The organism is Cedecea sp. NFIX57 (assembly GCF_900177785.1).
GTDB lineage: Bacteria > Pseudomonadota > Gammaproteobacteria > Enterobacterales > Enterobacteriaceae > Cedecea > Cedecea neteri_C.
Map to the genome: position 1 here is coordinate 133,499 of NZ_FXAS01000008.1, position 16,251 is coordinate 149,749.

Sequence of the window (16,251 nt, forward strand, 5' to 3'; positions counted from 1 at the left end):
GTTCAGAAATGCGGCAAACGCGGTAGAATAAACGAACAGCTAACAGCAGCAAACCGGTTCATAACGGCTGCGACAATCTGGCCGGCAGGCTGACTAGCCCCCTTGAGATGCAGCGCGCGTTATTCTACGTGAAATAATGGCAAACGGCAGGTTAAACCGAGTATCTTTGTGAATATTTTTTCACATTACTGTCAAGCGGCTGAGATGCGGCGATAAAATCGCCCTGCGCCCCCTCAACCCCGTTATCAATCAGCGTCTGCCACTCGCCGCGGGTCCTCACTCCTGTGGCAAAAACATGGATTCGCGTCCCATTACAGGCTTCAACCAGGCTCTTCACAAAAAGCTGGTTTTCAGTACGCTTGCCGATGTTTCTGACCAGACCCGGATGCAGCTTAATTAACTCCACATCCAGCTCTTTTATATAAGTTGTGCTGACGACCGTTAATCCTGCCTGGATAACCACAACCCTTGCCCCTAACGCAGTGATTAACCTTACAACATGTTGTAATCGGCTGATGTGTTGACAGACATCTGCCTCAGCAAGTTCAAAAATAATCCGTGCTCGCTTCGATTTTTCGCACTGCATCAGTGAATCACGCAGCCAACGCTGGAAAGGCACGCGGATCAGCGAGTCGACGGTGATTTGAATGGCAAGGGTTTCTTCCGGCCAGAAGTTTAGTAGCGGCAGCAGCCGGGACACGATCTGCCGGTCATATTGTTCGGATAAACCAAACTGCCTGACCATCGGCATGTATTCAGCCGACAAGACTTCTTGCTCACCGTCGAAGATACGGCACATGATTTCACGGTGGTGAACCACCCCATGCTTATCAACCGCGGGTTTCTGATAAAAACGCGGGCCGCCCTGCTTAAGTACCTGCTCAAGCAAAGTGCGCCATTTCACGTTGCCCCGGCCCTGTTCCGGGAGCTTGTCGTCGTAGACGGACCAGCTGTTGGCCCCCTGGAAAGCGGCATTGCGGGTCGCGATTTCCGCGTGCTCCATGACCTGCTCTTTTGTTTGCCCGCTACGCCATGCGCAAATGCCGATATGCAGCATATCGCTGCGATCAACCATGCGGGTTGACGGAAGCGCATCCACGGCATTCAGCAGTTGGCTGGCGATACCGTCCGCTTCTTTCAGCGTTCGATGCGGCAGCAATACCGCAAAATCACTGCGGAAATAACGGGCCAATAAGGCACCAGGATAGCGCATCACAAAGGTCGAGAGCAGGTTAACCAAAGTGAATAAGTATTCTTCAACCGGGCCATTGCCCCAGGTCTCTTTTAATAGCTCGAAATCAGGCAGGCGAATCATCATCACCACGCCGTGAGCACCGACCTGCTCCTGGCCTTCCAGCAGCGTGGCCAGTTGGTTATCAAAGAACAAACGGTTATTAAGGCCGGTTTTAATGTCCTGGGCGGCAAATGCCCTGATCAGGGTATCCACTCGGTTTCGCTGCTCGCTAGCGCTTTGCAGATCGGAAAGTAGGGTATCCATGGCGCTGCTCACCAGCGGCGGCCATTCATGCACCGAACCACGCACTTCCGCCCCTCGCTCCCCGCTAATGATTTTTCCAGCTCTGATTTCGAGCAGCTCTTGCCCGGAAAGCTGACGCCTCAGCCAGCGCCCGGCCAGGAAGAGCACCACCAGCATAAAAGCGACCGCCGCAGTTAATGGTGTCGTGGTAAACATGGCGTGATAGTAGACGGCGATCGGGTCGAGATAAGTCAGCCGCAGCGTCATGCCAGGGTGCTTCATCAACGCGACGTTAATGGTGCGGTAAGTATATTGCGTCCCCACCGGGCGATAGCCTTCGGGTAAAACGTGCTGGAAGAGATAGGTTTTATCCGCCATCAGGCGAATTTCGGTGATGTCCACCGGTATCATCAGCTCGCTAAAGTGATCCACAAGATCCTGGGGCGAGCGTGAGACAAGCTGATTATCAATGATCGTGACAACAGCCATAATGCGCTGCTGAGTTTTGTCGTGAACAGAGTTATAGAAACTTAGCAGGCACCCAAAGAGCGTAACGAAAATCGCAAGCCCGGTTAAGAGGGTAATAAAGGCTGAAAGTTTCGTCGTTAATCGCATCCCTGTGCTAACTCCGGTTAGTGAAAATTAACCACACTCATCATGGGCCCCAAACGAGGAAGCATTAAATAGCAAAGGTCGACCCCAGGCAAACGAAACCCCTCGGGAATTTCTGAGCATTTATTGCGTCAGGTCGGCTCTTCACATCAGTATCGGAGTATAGTCTGCTAAGATTTTTTTCCCATTGCTACCGACCGAGGAACGCCCATGCAGGCATTAATCCTGGAACAGTCCGAAGGCCAAACCCTGGCCGCGGTAAAAACACTCGACCACGACGCGCTGCCAGAAGGCAACGTCACCGTGGAGATTGATTACTCCAGCCTGAATTACAAAGACGCCCTGGCCATCACCGGCAAAGGCAAAATTATCCGTAATTTTCCGATGGTGCCGGGCATCGACTTTGCGGGCAAAGTGCTCACCAGTGAAGACGATCGCTTTCAGCCAGGCCAGGCGGTGCTGCTCACCGGCTGGGGCGTCGGAGAAAACCATTGGGGCGGCCTGGCAGAAGCCGCGCGGGTGAAAGGTGACTGGCTGGTTGCCATGCCCGAAGGTTTAGACGCACGCAAGGCGATGATTATCGGCACGGCCGGCTTTACCGCGATGCTCTGCGTGATGGCGCTTGAAGATGCAGGCGTGACGCCAGATAGCGGGGAAATCGTGGTGACCGGCGCAAGCGGCGGCGTGGGCAGCACGGCCATTTCGCTGCTGCACAAACTGGGCTATAAAGTGGCCGCCGTATCCGGTCGCGAAAGTACGCATAATTACCTTCGTAGCCTCGGTGCTGACCGCATTCTTGGCCGCGATGAGTTCGCCGAAACCCGCCCGCTGGAAAAACAGCTCTGGGCCGGTGCCATTGATACCGTCGGCGATAAAGTGCTGGCGAAAGTTCTGGCGCAAATGAACTATGGCGGCTGCGTGGCGGCCTGTGGCTTAGCCGGTGGCTTCGCGCTGCCAACCACCGTGATGCCGTTTATTCTGCGCAACGTCCGTCTGCAGGGTGTGGATTCAGTGATGACGCCACCGGAGCGTCGCGCCGCCGCCTGGGCACGTCTGGTAAAAGACTTACCGGACGATTTCTACCAGCAAGCGACCACCGAAATCGGTCTGGCAGAAGCGCCAAAGTACGCCAGCGACATCATTAATAATGCCGCTCAGGGCAGAACCCTGGTAAAAGTGCGTTAAACCTTGCCCGAGGAGCGACATCCTGCCGCTCCTCAAATTTCAATTTTTCGTGACATATTCGCCGGAACGCTTTCTCTCGGTCATGCTTAGGCTATCGCTACGAGGAGAACGTCATGAAAAAGGTCACCCGGCTCACCGAAGCCGACGTTACGCCAGAATCCGTGTTTATGATGAAACGCCGCCAGGTACTGAAGGCTCTGGGCATCAGCGCGGCTGCGCTGTCACTCCCTCAGACCGCCAACGCCGATATTCTTTCCTGGTTCAAAGGTAACGATCGCCCACCGGCTCCTGCTGGCAAACCGCTGACGTTCACTAAGCCAGAAGAGTACCAGGCCAAACTGGCTCTGACCCCGGAAGACAAAGTCACGGGCTACAACAACTTCTATGAGTTTGGTCTGGATAAAGCCGATCCTGCCGCTAACGCAGGCGGGCTAAAAACCGACCCCTGGCAGATTAAAATCAGCGGCGAAGTGGCTAAACCCATGACGCTCGATCACGATGACCTGTATAAGCGTTTCCCGCTGGAAGAGCGCATTTATCGCATGCGCTGCGTCGAGGCATGGTCGATGGCCGTACCGTGGATTGGCTTCCCGCTCAACAAGCTGCTCGCCCTGGTTGAACCCACCAGCAATGCAAAATACGTTGCCTTTGAAACACTTTATGACCCGGAGCAGATGCCGGGCCAGAAGGACCGATTCATCGGTGGTGGCCTTCAATATCCTTATGTCGAAGGATTGCGGCTGGATGAAGCGATGCATCCACTCACGCTGTTAACCGTGGGCGTTTATGGTAAAGCTTTGCCGCCGCAAAACGGCGCGCCGATTCGCCTCACGGTGCCGTGGAAATATGGCTTTAAAGGCATTAAATCTATCGTCAGCATCAAGCTGGTGCGCGAACTGCCGCCTACGACATGGAACCTTGCCGCGCCTAATGAATATGGTTTCTACGCCAACGTAAACCCGCACGTTGATCACCCTCGCTGGTCGCAGGCTTCAGAGCGCTTTATTGGCTCGGGCGGCGTGCTGGACGTTAAGCGCCAGCCTACTTTGCTGTTTAATGGCTACGCAGACCAGGTTGCCTCGCTGTATCGCGGCCTGAATTTGAAGGAGAACTTCTGAGTGCGCCTGACGGTAAAACAGATTACCTGGCTGAAAGTGGGGCTTCATCTGGCCGCTTTTCTGCCCTTCGTCTGGCTGTTTTATGCGGCAAGCCAGGGACTTTTCAGCGCCGATCCGGCAAAAGACATTCAGCATTTCACCGGCAGAATGGCGCTCAAACTGCTGCTGGCGACGTTACTTGTCACGCCTCTCGCGCGTTACGCTAAACAACCGCTCTTGATTCGCACCCGCCGCCTGCTGGGGGTATGGTGCTTCGTCTGGGCAACGCTGCACCTCACCAGCTATTCCCTGCTGGAACTTGGGATCAGCAATCTTGGCCTGCTTGGCCAGGAGTTAGTGAGCCGTCCTTATCTGACGCTGGGCATCATTTGCTGGATTATCCTGCTGGCATTGGCCGTAACGTCTACCCAGCGAGCACAGCGTTTTTTGGGGGCTCGCTGGCAGAAACTGCATAACTTCGTCTATCTGGTCGCGATCCTCGCGCCAATTCATTTCCTCTGGTCGGTTAAGATTTTGTCCCCTCAACCCTTGCTTTATGCTCTGGGCGCTATCATTCTTCTTGCACTTCGCTACAAGAAGTTTCGCCAGTGGTGGCGCTAACCGCAAAGCGTGTGCTTCTCCGCAGAATAAACATCAATCGGTATCTACAACTGGATATCGGTTGATCATCTTCCCTGATAAGACCAGTATTTAGCTGCCAAATGCTACGAAATCGTTATAATGTGCGACTTCGGTTTTTTCGGACGACCATTTTCGGCTCGAAAAGGTGACAACCGGAAAACTTAGGTATATTTTGTAAATTGCCTACTAATCGCAGGAGATGGCAGCACGATGTCGGGTGAATTTCACATTTTGCTTTTGAATGGCCCTAATCTGAACATGCTGGGCACCCGGGAGCCGGATAAGTACGGCCACCAGACGTTAGCAGAAATTGTTAACACGCTTGAGGCAGAAGCAACAAGCCTTGGCGTGACGCTCAGCCACCTGCAATCTAACGCCGAATATGCGTTGATTGACCGAATTCATCAGGCCAAAGACACTGTCGACTTTATCCTGATTAATCCGGCCGCGTTCACGCATACCAGCGTCGCGCTGCGCGATGCGTTACTGGCGGTGGATATCCCGTTCATCGAGATTCACCTCAGCAATGTGCACGCGCGTGAACCGTTCCGCCATCATTCCTATCTATCAGATAAGGCCGTCGGCGTGATCTGCGGATTAGGCGCTGACGGCTATTCATATGCTTTACAGACGGCGGTAAAACGCCTGTCAAAATCCATCTAAACAAAGAGTACGGAACCCACTCATGGATATTCGTAAGATTAAAAAACTGATCGAGCTGGTTGAAGAATCAGGCATCGCTGAACTGGAAATTTCTGAAGGCGAAGAGTCTGTACGCATCAGCCGCTCCCCGGCAAACGCTGGTTTCCCAATGATGCAACAGGCTTACGCTGCACCAATGTACCAGCCGCAGCCACAGCCGGGTCTGGCTCAGGCCGTTGCACCAGCCGCAACCCCAGCAATGGAAGCCCCTGCAGCTGCTGAAGTCAGTGGTCACATCGTACGTTCCCCAATGGTCGGTACCTTCTACCGTACCCCTAGCCCGGACGCCAAAGCGTTTGTGGAAGTGGGCCAGAAAGTTAACGTTGGCGACACCCTGTGCATCGTTGAAGCAATGAAAATGATGAACCAGATCGAATCAGATAAAGCCGGTGTGGTGAAAGCAATTCTGATTGAGAATGGTCAGCCGGTAGAATTTGACGAGCCGCTGGTCGTCATCGAGTAACGAGGCGAACATGCTGGATAAAATTGTCATCGCCAACCGCGGCGAGATTGCACTGCGTATTCTTCGTGCCTGTAAAGAACTGGGCATCAAGACTGTCGCCGTGCACTCAAGCGCGGACCGCGATCTGAAACACGTATTACTGGCGGATGAGACGGTCTGTATCGGCCCGGCTCCGTCCGTAAAAAGCTACCTGAACATCCCGGCAATCATCTCTGCGGCGGAAATTACCGGCGCGGTCGCGATTCACCCGGGTTACGGCTTCCTGTCTGAAAACGCCAACTTTGCCGAGCAGGTTGAGCGCTCCGGCTTTATCTTCATCGGCCCGAAAGCTGAAACTATCCGCCTGATGGGCGACAAAGTTTCCGCGATCACCGCGATGAAAAAAGCGGGCGTACCGACGGTACCAGGCTCTGACGGCCCACTGGACGGCGACATGGATAAAAACCGTGCCCATGCAAAACGCATCGGCTACCCGGTAATTATCAAAGCCTCCGGCGGCGGCGGCGGTCGCGGTATGCGCGTAGTGCGCAGCGACGCGGAACTCGAGCAATCCATCAACATGACGCGTGCGGAAGCCAAAGCGGCTTTCAACAACGACATGGTTTACATGGAGAAATACCTCGAGAACCCACGCCATATCGAGATTCAGGTTCTGGCCGACGGCCAGGGGCACGCTATCTATCTGGCTGAACGTGACTGCTCCATGCAGCGCCGCCACCAGAAAGTCGTTGAAGAAGCACCAGCCCCGGGCATCACGCCTGAGCTGCGTAAATTCATCGGCGACCGCTGCGCCAAAGCCTGTATCGACATTAACTATCGCGGCGCAGGTACCTTTGAGTTCCTGTTCGAAAACGGCGAGTTCTATTTCATCGAGATGAACACCCGTATTCAGGTAGAACACCCGGTTACCGAAATGATCACCGGCGTTGACCTGATCAAAGAGCAGCTGCGTATCGCAGCCGGTCAGCCGCTGTCCATCAAACAGGAAGACGTTCACGTTACCGGCCACGCGGTGGAATGCCGTATCAACGCCGAAGACCCGAACACCTTCCTGCCAAGCCCGGGCAAAATCACGCGCTTCCACGCGCCTGGTGGTTTTGGCGTGCGTTGGGAATCGCATATCTACGCCGGTTACACTGTACCGCCGTACTACGATTCAATGATTGGGAAGCTCATCTGCTACGGCGAAACGCGTGAAGTGGCTATTGCCCGCATGAAAAACGCCCTGGCAGAACTGATCATCGATGGCATCAAAACCAACATCGATCTGCAGACCAAAATCATGAACGACGAAAACTTCCAGCACGGTGGAACGAACATCCACTACCTGGAGAAGAAACTCGGTCTTCAGCACTAAGTTTCCGTTGAACATGTCGACAAAAGGCCGGATTTCCGGCCTTTTTCTTTTTTTATCCTCCAACAGGATGGATGCGTTACAATCCCCGCTTTCTGCGAACTCAAGGGACAAAAATGGACAACCGTTTTGTTCAGGCCCATAAAGAAGCGCGCTGGGCGCTCTGGCTGACCTTGCTCTATCTTGCCGCATGGTTAGTGGCTGCTTACTTACCTGACAATACACAGGGGATCACCGGGTTACCGCACTGGTTCGAGATGGCCTGTCTGCTGGTACCGCTGCTGTTTATCCTGCTTTGCTGGCTGATGGTGAAATACTTATTCCGCGACATTCCTCTGGGGGATGATCATGCAAAATGAAGTGATTGCCGTGCTGGTTATCTACCTGATTGCGGTCTTTGGCCTTTCCGTTTACGCCATGCGCCAACGCACCTCCGGCACCTTTCTGAGTGAATATTTCCTCGGCAGCCGTTCGATGGGCGGCTTCGTCCTGGCCATGACGCTGACCACCACCTACATCAGCGCCAGTTCGTTTATCGGCGGCCCGGGCGCCGCCTATAAGTTCGGCCTGGGCTGGGTGCTGTTGGCCATGATTCAGATCCCGACGATCTGGCTTTCTCTGGGGATCTTGGGGAAAAAATTCGCTATCCTGGCGCGCCGCTATAACGCCATCACGTTGAATGACATGCTCCAGGCTCGCTACCAGAATCGGGCCGTCGTCTGGATTGCCAGTATCAGCCTGCTGGTTGCGTTTGTCGGTGCGATTGCCGTCCAGTTCATCGGCGGTGCGAGGCTGCTGGAAACCGCAGCAGGTATAAAGTATGAAACTGGCCTGCTGATTTTCGGGATCACCATCGCGCTCTATACGTCTTTCGGCGGCTTCCGCGCGAGCGTACTCAACGACACCATGCAGGGCATGGTGATGCTGATAGGCACCATCGTGCTACTGGTCGGCGTGGTTCATGCCGCAGGCGGGCTGGGCAACGCGGTACAAACGCTAGAACATATCGATCCGAAACTGGTCAGCCCTCAGGGTGCAGGCGATATTCTGACGCCGACGTTTATGGCCTCCTTCTGGGTACTGGTCTGTTTTGGCGTGATCGGCCTGCCCCACACGGCGGTACGCTGCATCTCTTATAAAGACAGTAAAGCCGTCCACCGAGGCATTATCATCGGCACCATTGTGGTCGCGATTCTGATGTTAGGCATGCACCTTGCTGGCGCGCTAGGTAGAGCAGTTCTCCCGGGCCTGACGGTGCCGGACCTTGTGATCCCTACGCTGATGATGAAAGTTCTGCCGCCCTGGGCCGCTGGGTTATTCCTGGCCGCGCCAATGGCCGCCATTATGTCCAACGTTAACGCACACTTGCTGCAGGCCTCCGCGACAATCGTGAAAGACCTGTGGCTTAGCGCAAGTCCGGCTAAAATTCATCAGGAGCGCCGCCTGAAGCGCATTTCGACCACCACTACGCTGGTGTTGGGCATTCTGATGATGCTGGCCGCCTGGCGACCGCCAGAGATGATTATCTGGCTAAATCTGCTGGCCTTCGGAGGCCTGGAGGCCGTTTTCCTGTGGCCGCTGGTGCTGGGCCTCTATTGGGAGAAAGCGAACGCGGCAGGCGCGCTGAGCGGCATGATTGTCGGCGGCGTGCTGTACGCGGCGCTCGCCAGTTTCGGCCTGCAGCTCCTGGGCTTCCACCCGATTGTGCCTTCGCTCCTGTTCAGCTTGCTGGCGTTCCTGATCGGTAACCGTTTTGGTCGTGCCGTTCCTGAGCCCCTTCTTGTTTCCACTACTGATAAATAAAGAGTTTCGCCATGCCATGGATCCAACTGAAAATTAACACCACCGGCGGCAACGCTGAAAGCTTAGGCGATGCGCTGATTGAAAGCGGGGCGGTTTCCGTCACCTTCCAGGACACCCACGACACACCGGTCTTTGAACCGCTGCCGGGTGAAACTCGCCTTTGGGGCGATACCGACGTTATCGGCCTGTATGACGCGGAAACAGACATGGTAGAAGTGGTCGCTATCCTTGAGAACTGCCCTTTGCTGGGCCAGGGCTTCCAACACAAAGTGGAGCAGCTGGAAGATAAAGACTGGGAGCGCGAATGGATGGATAACTTCCACCCAATGCGCTTCGGCAACCGCCTGTGGATCTGCCCAAGCTGGCGCGATGTGCCGGATGAAACTGCCGTGAACGTGATGCTCGACCCGGGCCTGGCATTTGGCACCGGTACCCACCCAACCACCTCGCTGTGCCTCGAATGGCTTGACGGTCTGGATCTGGCGGGCAAAACCGTGATCGACTTCGGCTGCGGTTCCGGGATCCTGGCGATTGCAGCCCTCAAACTGGGAGCCGCAAAAGCTATCGGCATCGATATCGATCCGCAGGCGATTCAGGCGAGCCGCGATAACGCCGAACGTAACGGTGTTTCCGACCGACTCGAGCTTTACCTGCCGAAAGACCAGCCAGAAGTCATGAGCGCCGATGTGGTGGTCGCTAACATCCTGGCTGGCCCTCTTCGTGAGCTAGCGCCGTTAATCAGCGTGCTGCCGGTTGAGGGCGGTTTCCTTGGCCTTTCCGGCGTTCTGGCAAGCCAGGCCGAAGGCGTTTGCGAAGCTTATGCCGATAAATTCACGCTTGATCCGGTTGCGGAAAAAGAAGAGTGGTGCCGTATCACCGGCCGCAAGCACGGCTGATGAAAATAACGGCATACGGACGTCGAGCCGTGTGCCGTTTCTAGCCAGTTTTAGTGAGTAAGCCGCATGTAAAAATGAGAGCTTGTTCGCATAAAAAACCCAAAACTGGCCACAAAAACAGCGGTTTATCTGGTAAAAATAGCCTGTTGGACAGCATATTTCTGCTAACTTTCAGGAAAATTTAAAACAGCATGAAATAAACGAAAAATCCTAACTCGCTGATTAATTGAATGAATTACGTATTCTGGCCGCGCTTGTTGCCGCTTCATTGATCTGTGACAGAGGATTGTTCAAAGTTTGGCCTTTCATCTCGTGCGAAAAATGCGTAATATACGCCGCCTTGCAGGCACAGTATGGTCATTTCTTAACTCATGCGCATCGGACACCACCAGCTCAGAAATCGCCTGATCGCAGCACCTATGGCTGGCATCACTGACAGACCATTCAGGACGCTGTGCTACGAGATGGGAGCCGGGTTAACCGTTTCCGAGATGATGTCCTCTAACCCGGAAGTTTGGGCGAGCGACAAATCCCGTTTACGCATGGTTCATGTGGATGAACCGGGTATTCGCACCGTGCAAATTGCCGGCAGCGTACCGGAAGAGATGGCAGAAGCCGCGCGAATTAACGTGGCTAATGGCGCCCAGATTATTGATATCAATATGGGTTGTCCGGCAAAAAAGGTGAATCGTAAGCTCGCAGGTTCAGCCCTTCTGCAGTACCCGAGTCTGGTAAAGGACATCGTGACGACGGTAGTGAAGGCAGTGGATGTTCCTGTGACGTTGAAAATTCGTACCGGCTGGGAGCCCGCGCACCGTAACTGTGTAGAGATTGCCCAACTGGCTGAAGACTGTGGGATTCAGGCTCTGACAATTCATGGACGCACACGCGCCTGTTTATTCCAGGGCGATGCTGAATACGACAGCATTCGGGCAGTTAAGCAGAAAGTTTCCATTCCGATTATCGCGAATGGTGACATTACTGACCCGCTTAAAGCCAGAGCTGTACTTGACTATACGGGGGCTGATGCCCTGATGATAGGCCGTGCGGCTCAGGGAAGACCCTGGATCTTTCGGGAAATCCAGCATTATCTGGACACTGGAGAGCTGCTGCCCCCCTTGCCTCTGGCAGAGGTAAAGCGCTTACTTTGCTCGCACGTTCGGGAACTGCATAGCTTTTATGGCCATGTAAAAGGTTACCGAATTGCGCGTAAACACGTCTCCTGGTATCTCCAGGAGCACGCTCCAAATGACCAGTTTCGGCGCACATTCAACGCCATTGAGGATGCCAGCGAACAGCTGGAGGCGTTGGAGGCATACTTCGAAAATTTTGCGTAAACAGAAATAAAGAGCTGACAGAACTATGTTCGAACAACGCGTAAATTCTGACGTACTGACCGTTTCTACCGTTAACTCTCAGGATCAGGTAACCCAAAAACCCCTGCGTGATTCCGTGAAACAGGCACTGAAGAACTATTTTGCTCAACTGAACGGTCAGGATGTGAATGACCTGTATGAGCTGGTACTGGCTGAAGTAGAGCAGCCATTGTTGGACATGGTGATGCAATACACCCGTGGCAACCAAACCCGCGCTGCCCTGATGATGGGCATCAACCGCGGTACGCTGCGTAAGAAACTGAAAAAATACGGCATGAACTGACACCAACCAGCTAACTTGCTGTTTATAAAGGCGCTCTTCGGCATGGGGAAGCGCCTTTTTCATTTCATGTGCCCCACCATGTGCCCCACACTCCAATTGACTCTATTTTCTGGATGATCAAACAGCAGCGGCTGGTTCTACTTATGCGCAAATCACTCCTCAGAGCATTCTCAGTATCAAAATTTCTCTATATATAAGCAGAACATGGTAGGTTTGGTCGGTTCAGTCGGTTTTTTATGTAAATATTATTTATAAACAATCAGATATGAGAAAAAAGTGAACCGACTTAGGTGGGGTTCAGGGTCGGTTATGGCGGGCGGAGGGTTGGTTTTGAGGCTGCGAGGTTAGTGCAGATGGCTCAAACTCGGTGATACGCCGGGTTTAATCAGCTCCGTACGTTAAACGTACGGACATCATAACCCACTGAAAATGTTCCAGACCCCGAGTCTGGGGTCTGCTCAGAATTTGCGGGCATCTTTTAGTTACCTGCAAACCAACCGGGTACGTTATACGTATTCAGTGCGTAACCTATTGATTATCTCAACTTCCACCAATGGTGTAAGCTGGACTAACCCACTGAATCAGCTTAATTATCGCGAATCGCGAGAATCACCTAACCCATTGAACAGGCTTGATTATAACGATTCGTTAGAACTGGCTAACCCATTGATTATTCCGAAAACCTGCAATGCAGAGCATCGAAATAAACACGAACAATATTCGGCTTCGGGGCAAAACGACGTAAAACGTGGTTTAGAGGTTTCGGCGAATAACGTCGGGAGCTGTGGTGATGATTGTTTTTTATATCATGAGAAAAATCAACATATTGCAGTTTTGCACGATGGAACCGAGTGACTATTGGTCACGTGGTTAACCGACTATCTTTGAGCGAGTCGGATAGCCAACCCTCTTTTGGAGGGGAGCCTTCTGAGCTAGGCACTTACAGCAGACAGACCCTCTTTGGGAGGGTCTGTTAACTACGAAAAAATCGTAGTTCAAAAACAGACCTACAAAAATTTCGTAAGTACGGATAGATTTTCACAGAAAGGGCATGGAAGTAGCTTTCAGCAAAAAACATCTGTTGATAAAGTGAGTCGAAAATCAGGAGCGGTTGCGGGAAGGGAGTGCTTATGACCAGGCGTATAGACTACCAGATTGAGAAACTCAGCTTCACTGAGGTTAAGGAAACACCGCGGCTCAATCGCCAGTGGGCAGAGGTTATGGAGGAATGTCGGGAGGAAAAAGCCGGAAGTGAAGAACGCCTGCGTATTGCGCTACTAAATGTGGACTATGTGACCAGCTTTGAGTTGCCCTTTCGGTTATTGCTGATCCGCGCTCCACAGCTAATTGACAAGCTTCGCCGTGAGCTACATCTCAACCAGAAAGCCGTCATCATTAATGGTAAAAAGCGGGGTCAGGTCTACAGCATCAGAGATGATCTTGCCGATGTACCGGAGGAATTTCGCTACCGCCTGTCAAACCGCATACACAGAACAGAAACCGCCGGTCCGACAGCAGCACCATTCCAGGAGCTGGCAAAGCAAACGAAAGTGCCCCGGGAGCGGCTAAAATTAGCTCTGGAGTCTGGCCTGCAGGTTAACGCCCTTGATGGCCTGTTCTGGTTAGGTATACAGCGGATCGCTGCCGATGTAGCCAGATTGAGGACGCATGGGATGAAAATATCCACAACTGAAGTTGAAGTGTACGACAGCTTTACAGGAACGCTCAGAACCATCTCCGCGTATCAAAGGTAAACCACACCAGCCTCAATCATCAGGAACAGCCAGCAGGGACATTGCCATGCTTTACGTTGAAGTAACTATCGACAAGAAGAAAGAACTACCGAAGGGTGCTCTGTCTGCACTGGCTGTTGAATTTAACAAACGCCTACAGAGCAAATTTCCGGATATTGAAGCCACTATTCGCATGGCTGGCATTGATAAACTATCAGTGCGCAACGGCACAGCAGATGACAAGGACGTAATTGAGCAGATATTACAGGAAACGTGGGAATCTGCCGACGACTGGTTTTTCTGATATGGACAGTATGATCATAACTGGTGTAAAAATTTACTTTCCGCGGCCGGGTGAAAAGCTCCCTGTGCCGTCTGCGGATATGCCCACCTTTGCCATTAAAAACACCACTGGTGATCGTTGCTGCGTTCTTGGGTTTAGTGATGGCAAATGGCAGGTGCTGTCTCTACCTGAGTATGAGAGTTCAGGAAAGGCGATTATGGCTGTGGTGAGGAGGGGAAAAGATAGGTGGGCTTAGGCAGGGTATTTCTATGCAATTGTGCCGATGCTGGTAGAATGTGACCGCTGGTGAACTGGGCATGAACAACCATCACCAGCGGCGTGGCTGCTGTCTAAGGCGGCAGTCGCGCCTTAACCCCTGATAAAACTCCAGGTTATGTCCTCCCCAATTTCTATATAGAATCTCTCAGTGCCAATGGCCTAGCGAGACGTTTGGATAAATAATATGACAAAAGAACGCATTGCCTATGTGATGCCTATCAACACAGATGACCCAGATAAATCAACACCACTTCTGGTCTACGATGTTGATGAGTTACCCGTTACAGAAGATTTCCATTTTGCTGTATTTATGCTTGGGCTTACTGAAGGTGAGCCCTACTGGCTTGCAGCACAAATCATATATGAAGATAACCCTATCCATAAAGAAACTGGGGTATGGGTGAAGGCAAAACTTAAGTTCGGGAACCCTGATGATGTTGCTGCATCTATAAATATGCACTTTGAGCGCTGTGTGTTTGATAAACAGGGAAACTACCTCATCAAGGTGTCTCTTATGAAAGATGGTGAGGTGCTACATGAAAATGGTGCATATTTTAGGATCAGCTTGAATGAACGATAAGGTGCAAGAGATATCCCTTCATGCAAGATACTCCTACAAGGGTAGTAACGCTGTTGACTTATCCACTGAAGGAGATCATTCTTCTATTCATGGCGGAGGAAATGGCGGAGGTGGCAACATGCTTGAGGCTCGTGTAGCAAGGCTGGAAGCTAATGTTGAACACATTGCTTCCGATGTAACTGAAATAAAACAAAATTTAAGATCTACATCAACTGATATTTCCTCAATGGTGACAGACCTTGCTCTTTCCAAAAGAGATATATCTGATATCAAGAATGACACAAGCGCATTGAAGCAAGAAATAGCAACCATGAATGGTCGAGTTTCAGGCTTGGAAACATCAATAAGCTCATTCAAAACAACCATTAAAGTAAGCGCCGGAGTGATATCTGCCGCAGTAGTTATTTTCGGGGTCATCGCAGGACCGTATCTTGCAAAAATAGCCTCGGTAATAAATGAATTAGCACTGAAACAATAATGATAACACCCGGCCACCGAGCCGGGTTTTTAACAGGTTATCCCACCACCTTTTTAACCATCCCGTAAAGCTTCGCCAGATGCGCATCATCGTTCAGGCTCATGTAGGAATGCAGTAGCAGCCGAATATTATCTGCGGTGACGGGCCGCTCCGATTTTATGAGCACGACAACTAACCGGCCCAGTACTTTATGCACTTCTTCGCATTCGGTGAACTTTTCGTCGCCCATCGCAGTCTCCCTGTTTAGCTTATATCACTATATTAAAGTACAGCCGCCATCTATAACCAATATACTATGTGGCGGAGAGCACCATATCATTTGCTACCTGGTTAGCTATATTCTGCTCCCCAGGGTGAAGGTATTTCTGGATTTCATCCACAACCGGCCAGAAAGTGCCCTGCTTAACCTGCCTGTCCAGCCAGAAGTGTCGAATAACAGTTCCATCCCACCCTGCCAGTTCAAACGCCAGACGTTCCCCTTTAGCCCGGACTGAGCACCTGAATACCGCCTCACGAAACTCAGGCTGGTTTTCATGATTGTTGACTGAATAATCTGCCCGGAGGTAAAAAACCATCGTCAGCTCGTTATTAACCCGGAGGCTAAGATAGGTGGTGCCCCACTTTATTCGCCCGGCGGACTGAACACCGACATGAATGGATTCGTCGGCCACAATTAATTTTCGGCCCCGGCGCCTATTATGACCATTGCACAGAAACGAGCGCGACACATAATCCCGGTAATCCGAGACAAAAGCGCTCACAGCCGACTGTAGCGTAAACTTATATCTGCTGGGCGAGCCACAGCTTTTTCGCATATGAGGAAAATAACGGTTTCCGGACATGAAATATTCTCCCTGTTTTTGAAAGGGCTAATACTATGTCCGTTACTTGGCCTGGACTCTGATTTATGACTCAAAAATTTGATTCCCATGAAGATTAAGAACTTTCTATTATTTTCTCAATTGTCTTATTGCTGAAAACGGACTCCGGAGCTATAGATATATTTGT

The 16,251-nt window shown here is 52.0% G+C and carries 18 protein-coding genes; 15 read left to right on the forward strand and 3 right to left on the reverse strand.

Annotation, left to right across the window (positions count from 1 at the left end; all coding sequences use genetic code 11):
- Positions 1–151: 151 nt before the first annotated feature.
- Positions 152–2,092 carry an RNase E specificity factor CsrD gene (csrD, locus tag B9Y90_RS08905; RefSeq protein ID WP_085540996.1) on the reverse strand — a complete coding sequence of 647 codons (1,941 nt, stop codon included), beginning with the start codon at positions 2,090–2,092 and terminating at the stop codon, positions 152–154.
- Positions 2,093–2,299: 207 nt separating this feature from the next.
- Between csrD and acuI the strand changes: the two genes are divergently transcribed.
- The 15 genes from acuI (at position 2,300) to B9Y90_RS08990 (ending at position 15,243) form a co-directional block, all read left to right on the forward strand.
- Complete coding sequence (acuI, locus tag B9Y90_RS08910; protein ID WP_085540997.1) at positions 2,300–3,274, forward strand: acrylyl-CoA reductase (NADPH); 975 nt, start codon at positions 2,300–2,302, stop codon at positions 3,272–3,274.
- Positions 3,275–3,387: 113 nt separating this feature from the next.
- A complete protein-coding gene (gene msrP, locus B9Y90_RS08915) occupies positions 3,388–4,392 on the forward strand; it encodes a protein-methionine-sulfoxide reductase catalytic subunit MsrP (RefSeq protein WP_085540998.1) in 1,005 nt (334 codons plus the stop codon).
- Positions 4,393–4,992: a protein-methionine-sulfoxide reductase heme-binding subunit MsrQ gene (gene msrQ, locus B9Y90_RS08920; RefSeq protein WP_008454910.1), complete on the forward strand. Its 600-nt coding sequence runs from the start codon at positions 4,393–4,395 to the stop codon at positions 4,990–4,992. It abuts the gene before it with no gap.
- Between the two features lie 231 nt (positions 4,993–5,223).
- On the forward strand, positions 5,224–5,676 hold the full coding sequence (gene aroQ / locus B9Y90_RS08925) for a type II 3-dehydroquinate dehydratase (RefSeq protein WP_039288225.1): 453 nt from the start codon (positions 5,224–5,226) through the stop codon (positions 5,674–5,676).
- A gap of 22 nt (positions 5,677–5,698) precedes the next feature.
- A complete protein-coding gene (gene accB / locus B9Y90_RS08935) occupies positions 5,699–6,178 on the forward strand; it encodes an acetyl-CoA carboxylase biotin carboxyl carrier protein (RefSeq protein WP_008454913.1) in 480 nt (159 codons plus the stop codon).
- Positions 6,179–6,188: 10 nt separating this feature from the next.
- A complete protein-coding gene (accC, locus tag B9Y90_RS08940; protein ID WP_008454915.1) occupies positions 6,189–7,535 on the forward strand; it encodes an acetyl-CoA carboxylase biotin carboxylase subunit in 1,347 nt (448 codons plus the stop codon).
- A 113-nt stretch (positions 7,536–7,648) separates the two neighbouring features.
- Positions 7,649–7,891 (forward strand): YhdT family protein, encoded by a 243-nt coding sequence (locus B9Y90_RS08945; protein WP_008454917.1) that lies wholly within the window; start codon positions 7,649–7,651, stop codon positions 7,889–7,891.
- A complete protein-coding gene (gene panF, locus B9Y90_RS08950) occupies positions 7,881–9,335 on the forward strand; it encodes a sodium/pantothenate symporter (RefSeq protein ID WP_039288231.1) in 1,455 nt (484 codons plus the stop codon). Before B9Y90_RS08945 ends, panF begins: the two co-directional genes overlap by 11 nt.
- Before the next feature lie 11 nt (positions 9,336–9,346).
- Positions 9,347–10,231: a 50S ribosomal protein L11 methyltransferase gene (gene prmA / locus B9Y90_RS08955; protein ID WP_085540999.1), complete on the forward strand. Its 885-nt coding sequence runs from the start codon at positions 9,347–9,349 to the stop codon at positions 10,229–10,231.
- Positions 10,232–10,602: 371 nt separating this feature from the next.
- Positions 10,603–11,568, forward strand: coding sequence for a tRNA dihydrouridine synthase DusB (gene dusB / locus B9Y90_RS08960; RefSeq protein WP_039288237.1), 966 nt, complete (start codon positions 10,603–10,605; stop codon positions 11,566–11,568).
- A 25-nt stretch (positions 11,569–11,593) separates the two neighbouring features.
- Complete coding sequence (gene fis / locus B9Y90_RS08965; protein ID WP_000462905.1) at positions 11,594–11,890, forward strand: DNA-binding transcriptional regulator Fis; 297 nt, start codon at positions 11,594–11,596, stop codon at positions 11,888–11,890.
- A 1,130-nt stretch (positions 11,891–13,020) separates the two neighbouring features.
- A complete protein-coding gene (locus tag B9Y90_RS08970; RefSeq protein ID WP_085541000.1) occupies positions 13,021–13,644 on the forward strand; it encodes an ECs1377 family protein in 624 nt (207 codons plus the stop codon).
- 46 nt (positions 13,645–13,690) lie between these two features.
- Entirely contained in the window at positions 13,691–13,927 is a 237-nt protein-coding gene (locus B9Y90_RS08975; protein WP_085541001.1) for a DinI-like family protein, read from the forward strand.
- 442 nt (positions 13,928–14,369) lie between these two features.
- Positions 14,370–14,765, forward strand: a complete 396-nt coding sequence (locus B9Y90_RS08985) for a hypothetical protein (RefSeq protein ID WP_085541003.1) — start codon at positions 14,370–14,372, stop codon at positions 14,763–14,765.
- Positions 14,755–15,243 carry a hypothetical protein gene (locus tag B9Y90_RS08990; protein ID WP_139827372.1) on the forward strand — a complete coding sequence of 163 codons (489 nt, stop codon included), beginning with the start codon at positions 14,755–14,757 and terminating at the stop codon, positions 15,241–15,243. Before B9Y90_RS08985 ends, B9Y90_RS08990 begins: the two co-directional genes overlap by 11 nt.
- Positions 15,244–15,280: 37 nt before the next feature.
- On the opposite strand, the gene B9Y90_RS08995 is transcribed toward B9Y90_RS08990, so the two are convergent.
- Positions 15,281–15,472, reverse strand: coding sequence for a hypothetical protein (locus B9Y90_RS08995; protein ID WP_085541005.1), 192 nt, complete (start codon positions 15,470–15,472; stop codon positions 15,281–15,283).
- A 64-nt stretch (positions 15,473–15,536) separates the two neighbouring features.
- Positions 15,537–15,914, reverse strand: a complete 378-nt coding sequence (locus B9Y90_RS09000) for a hypothetical protein (RefSeq protein WP_085541006.1) — start codon at positions 15,912–15,914, stop codon at positions 15,537–15,539.
- Positions 15,915–16,251: the final 337 nt, after the last annotated feature.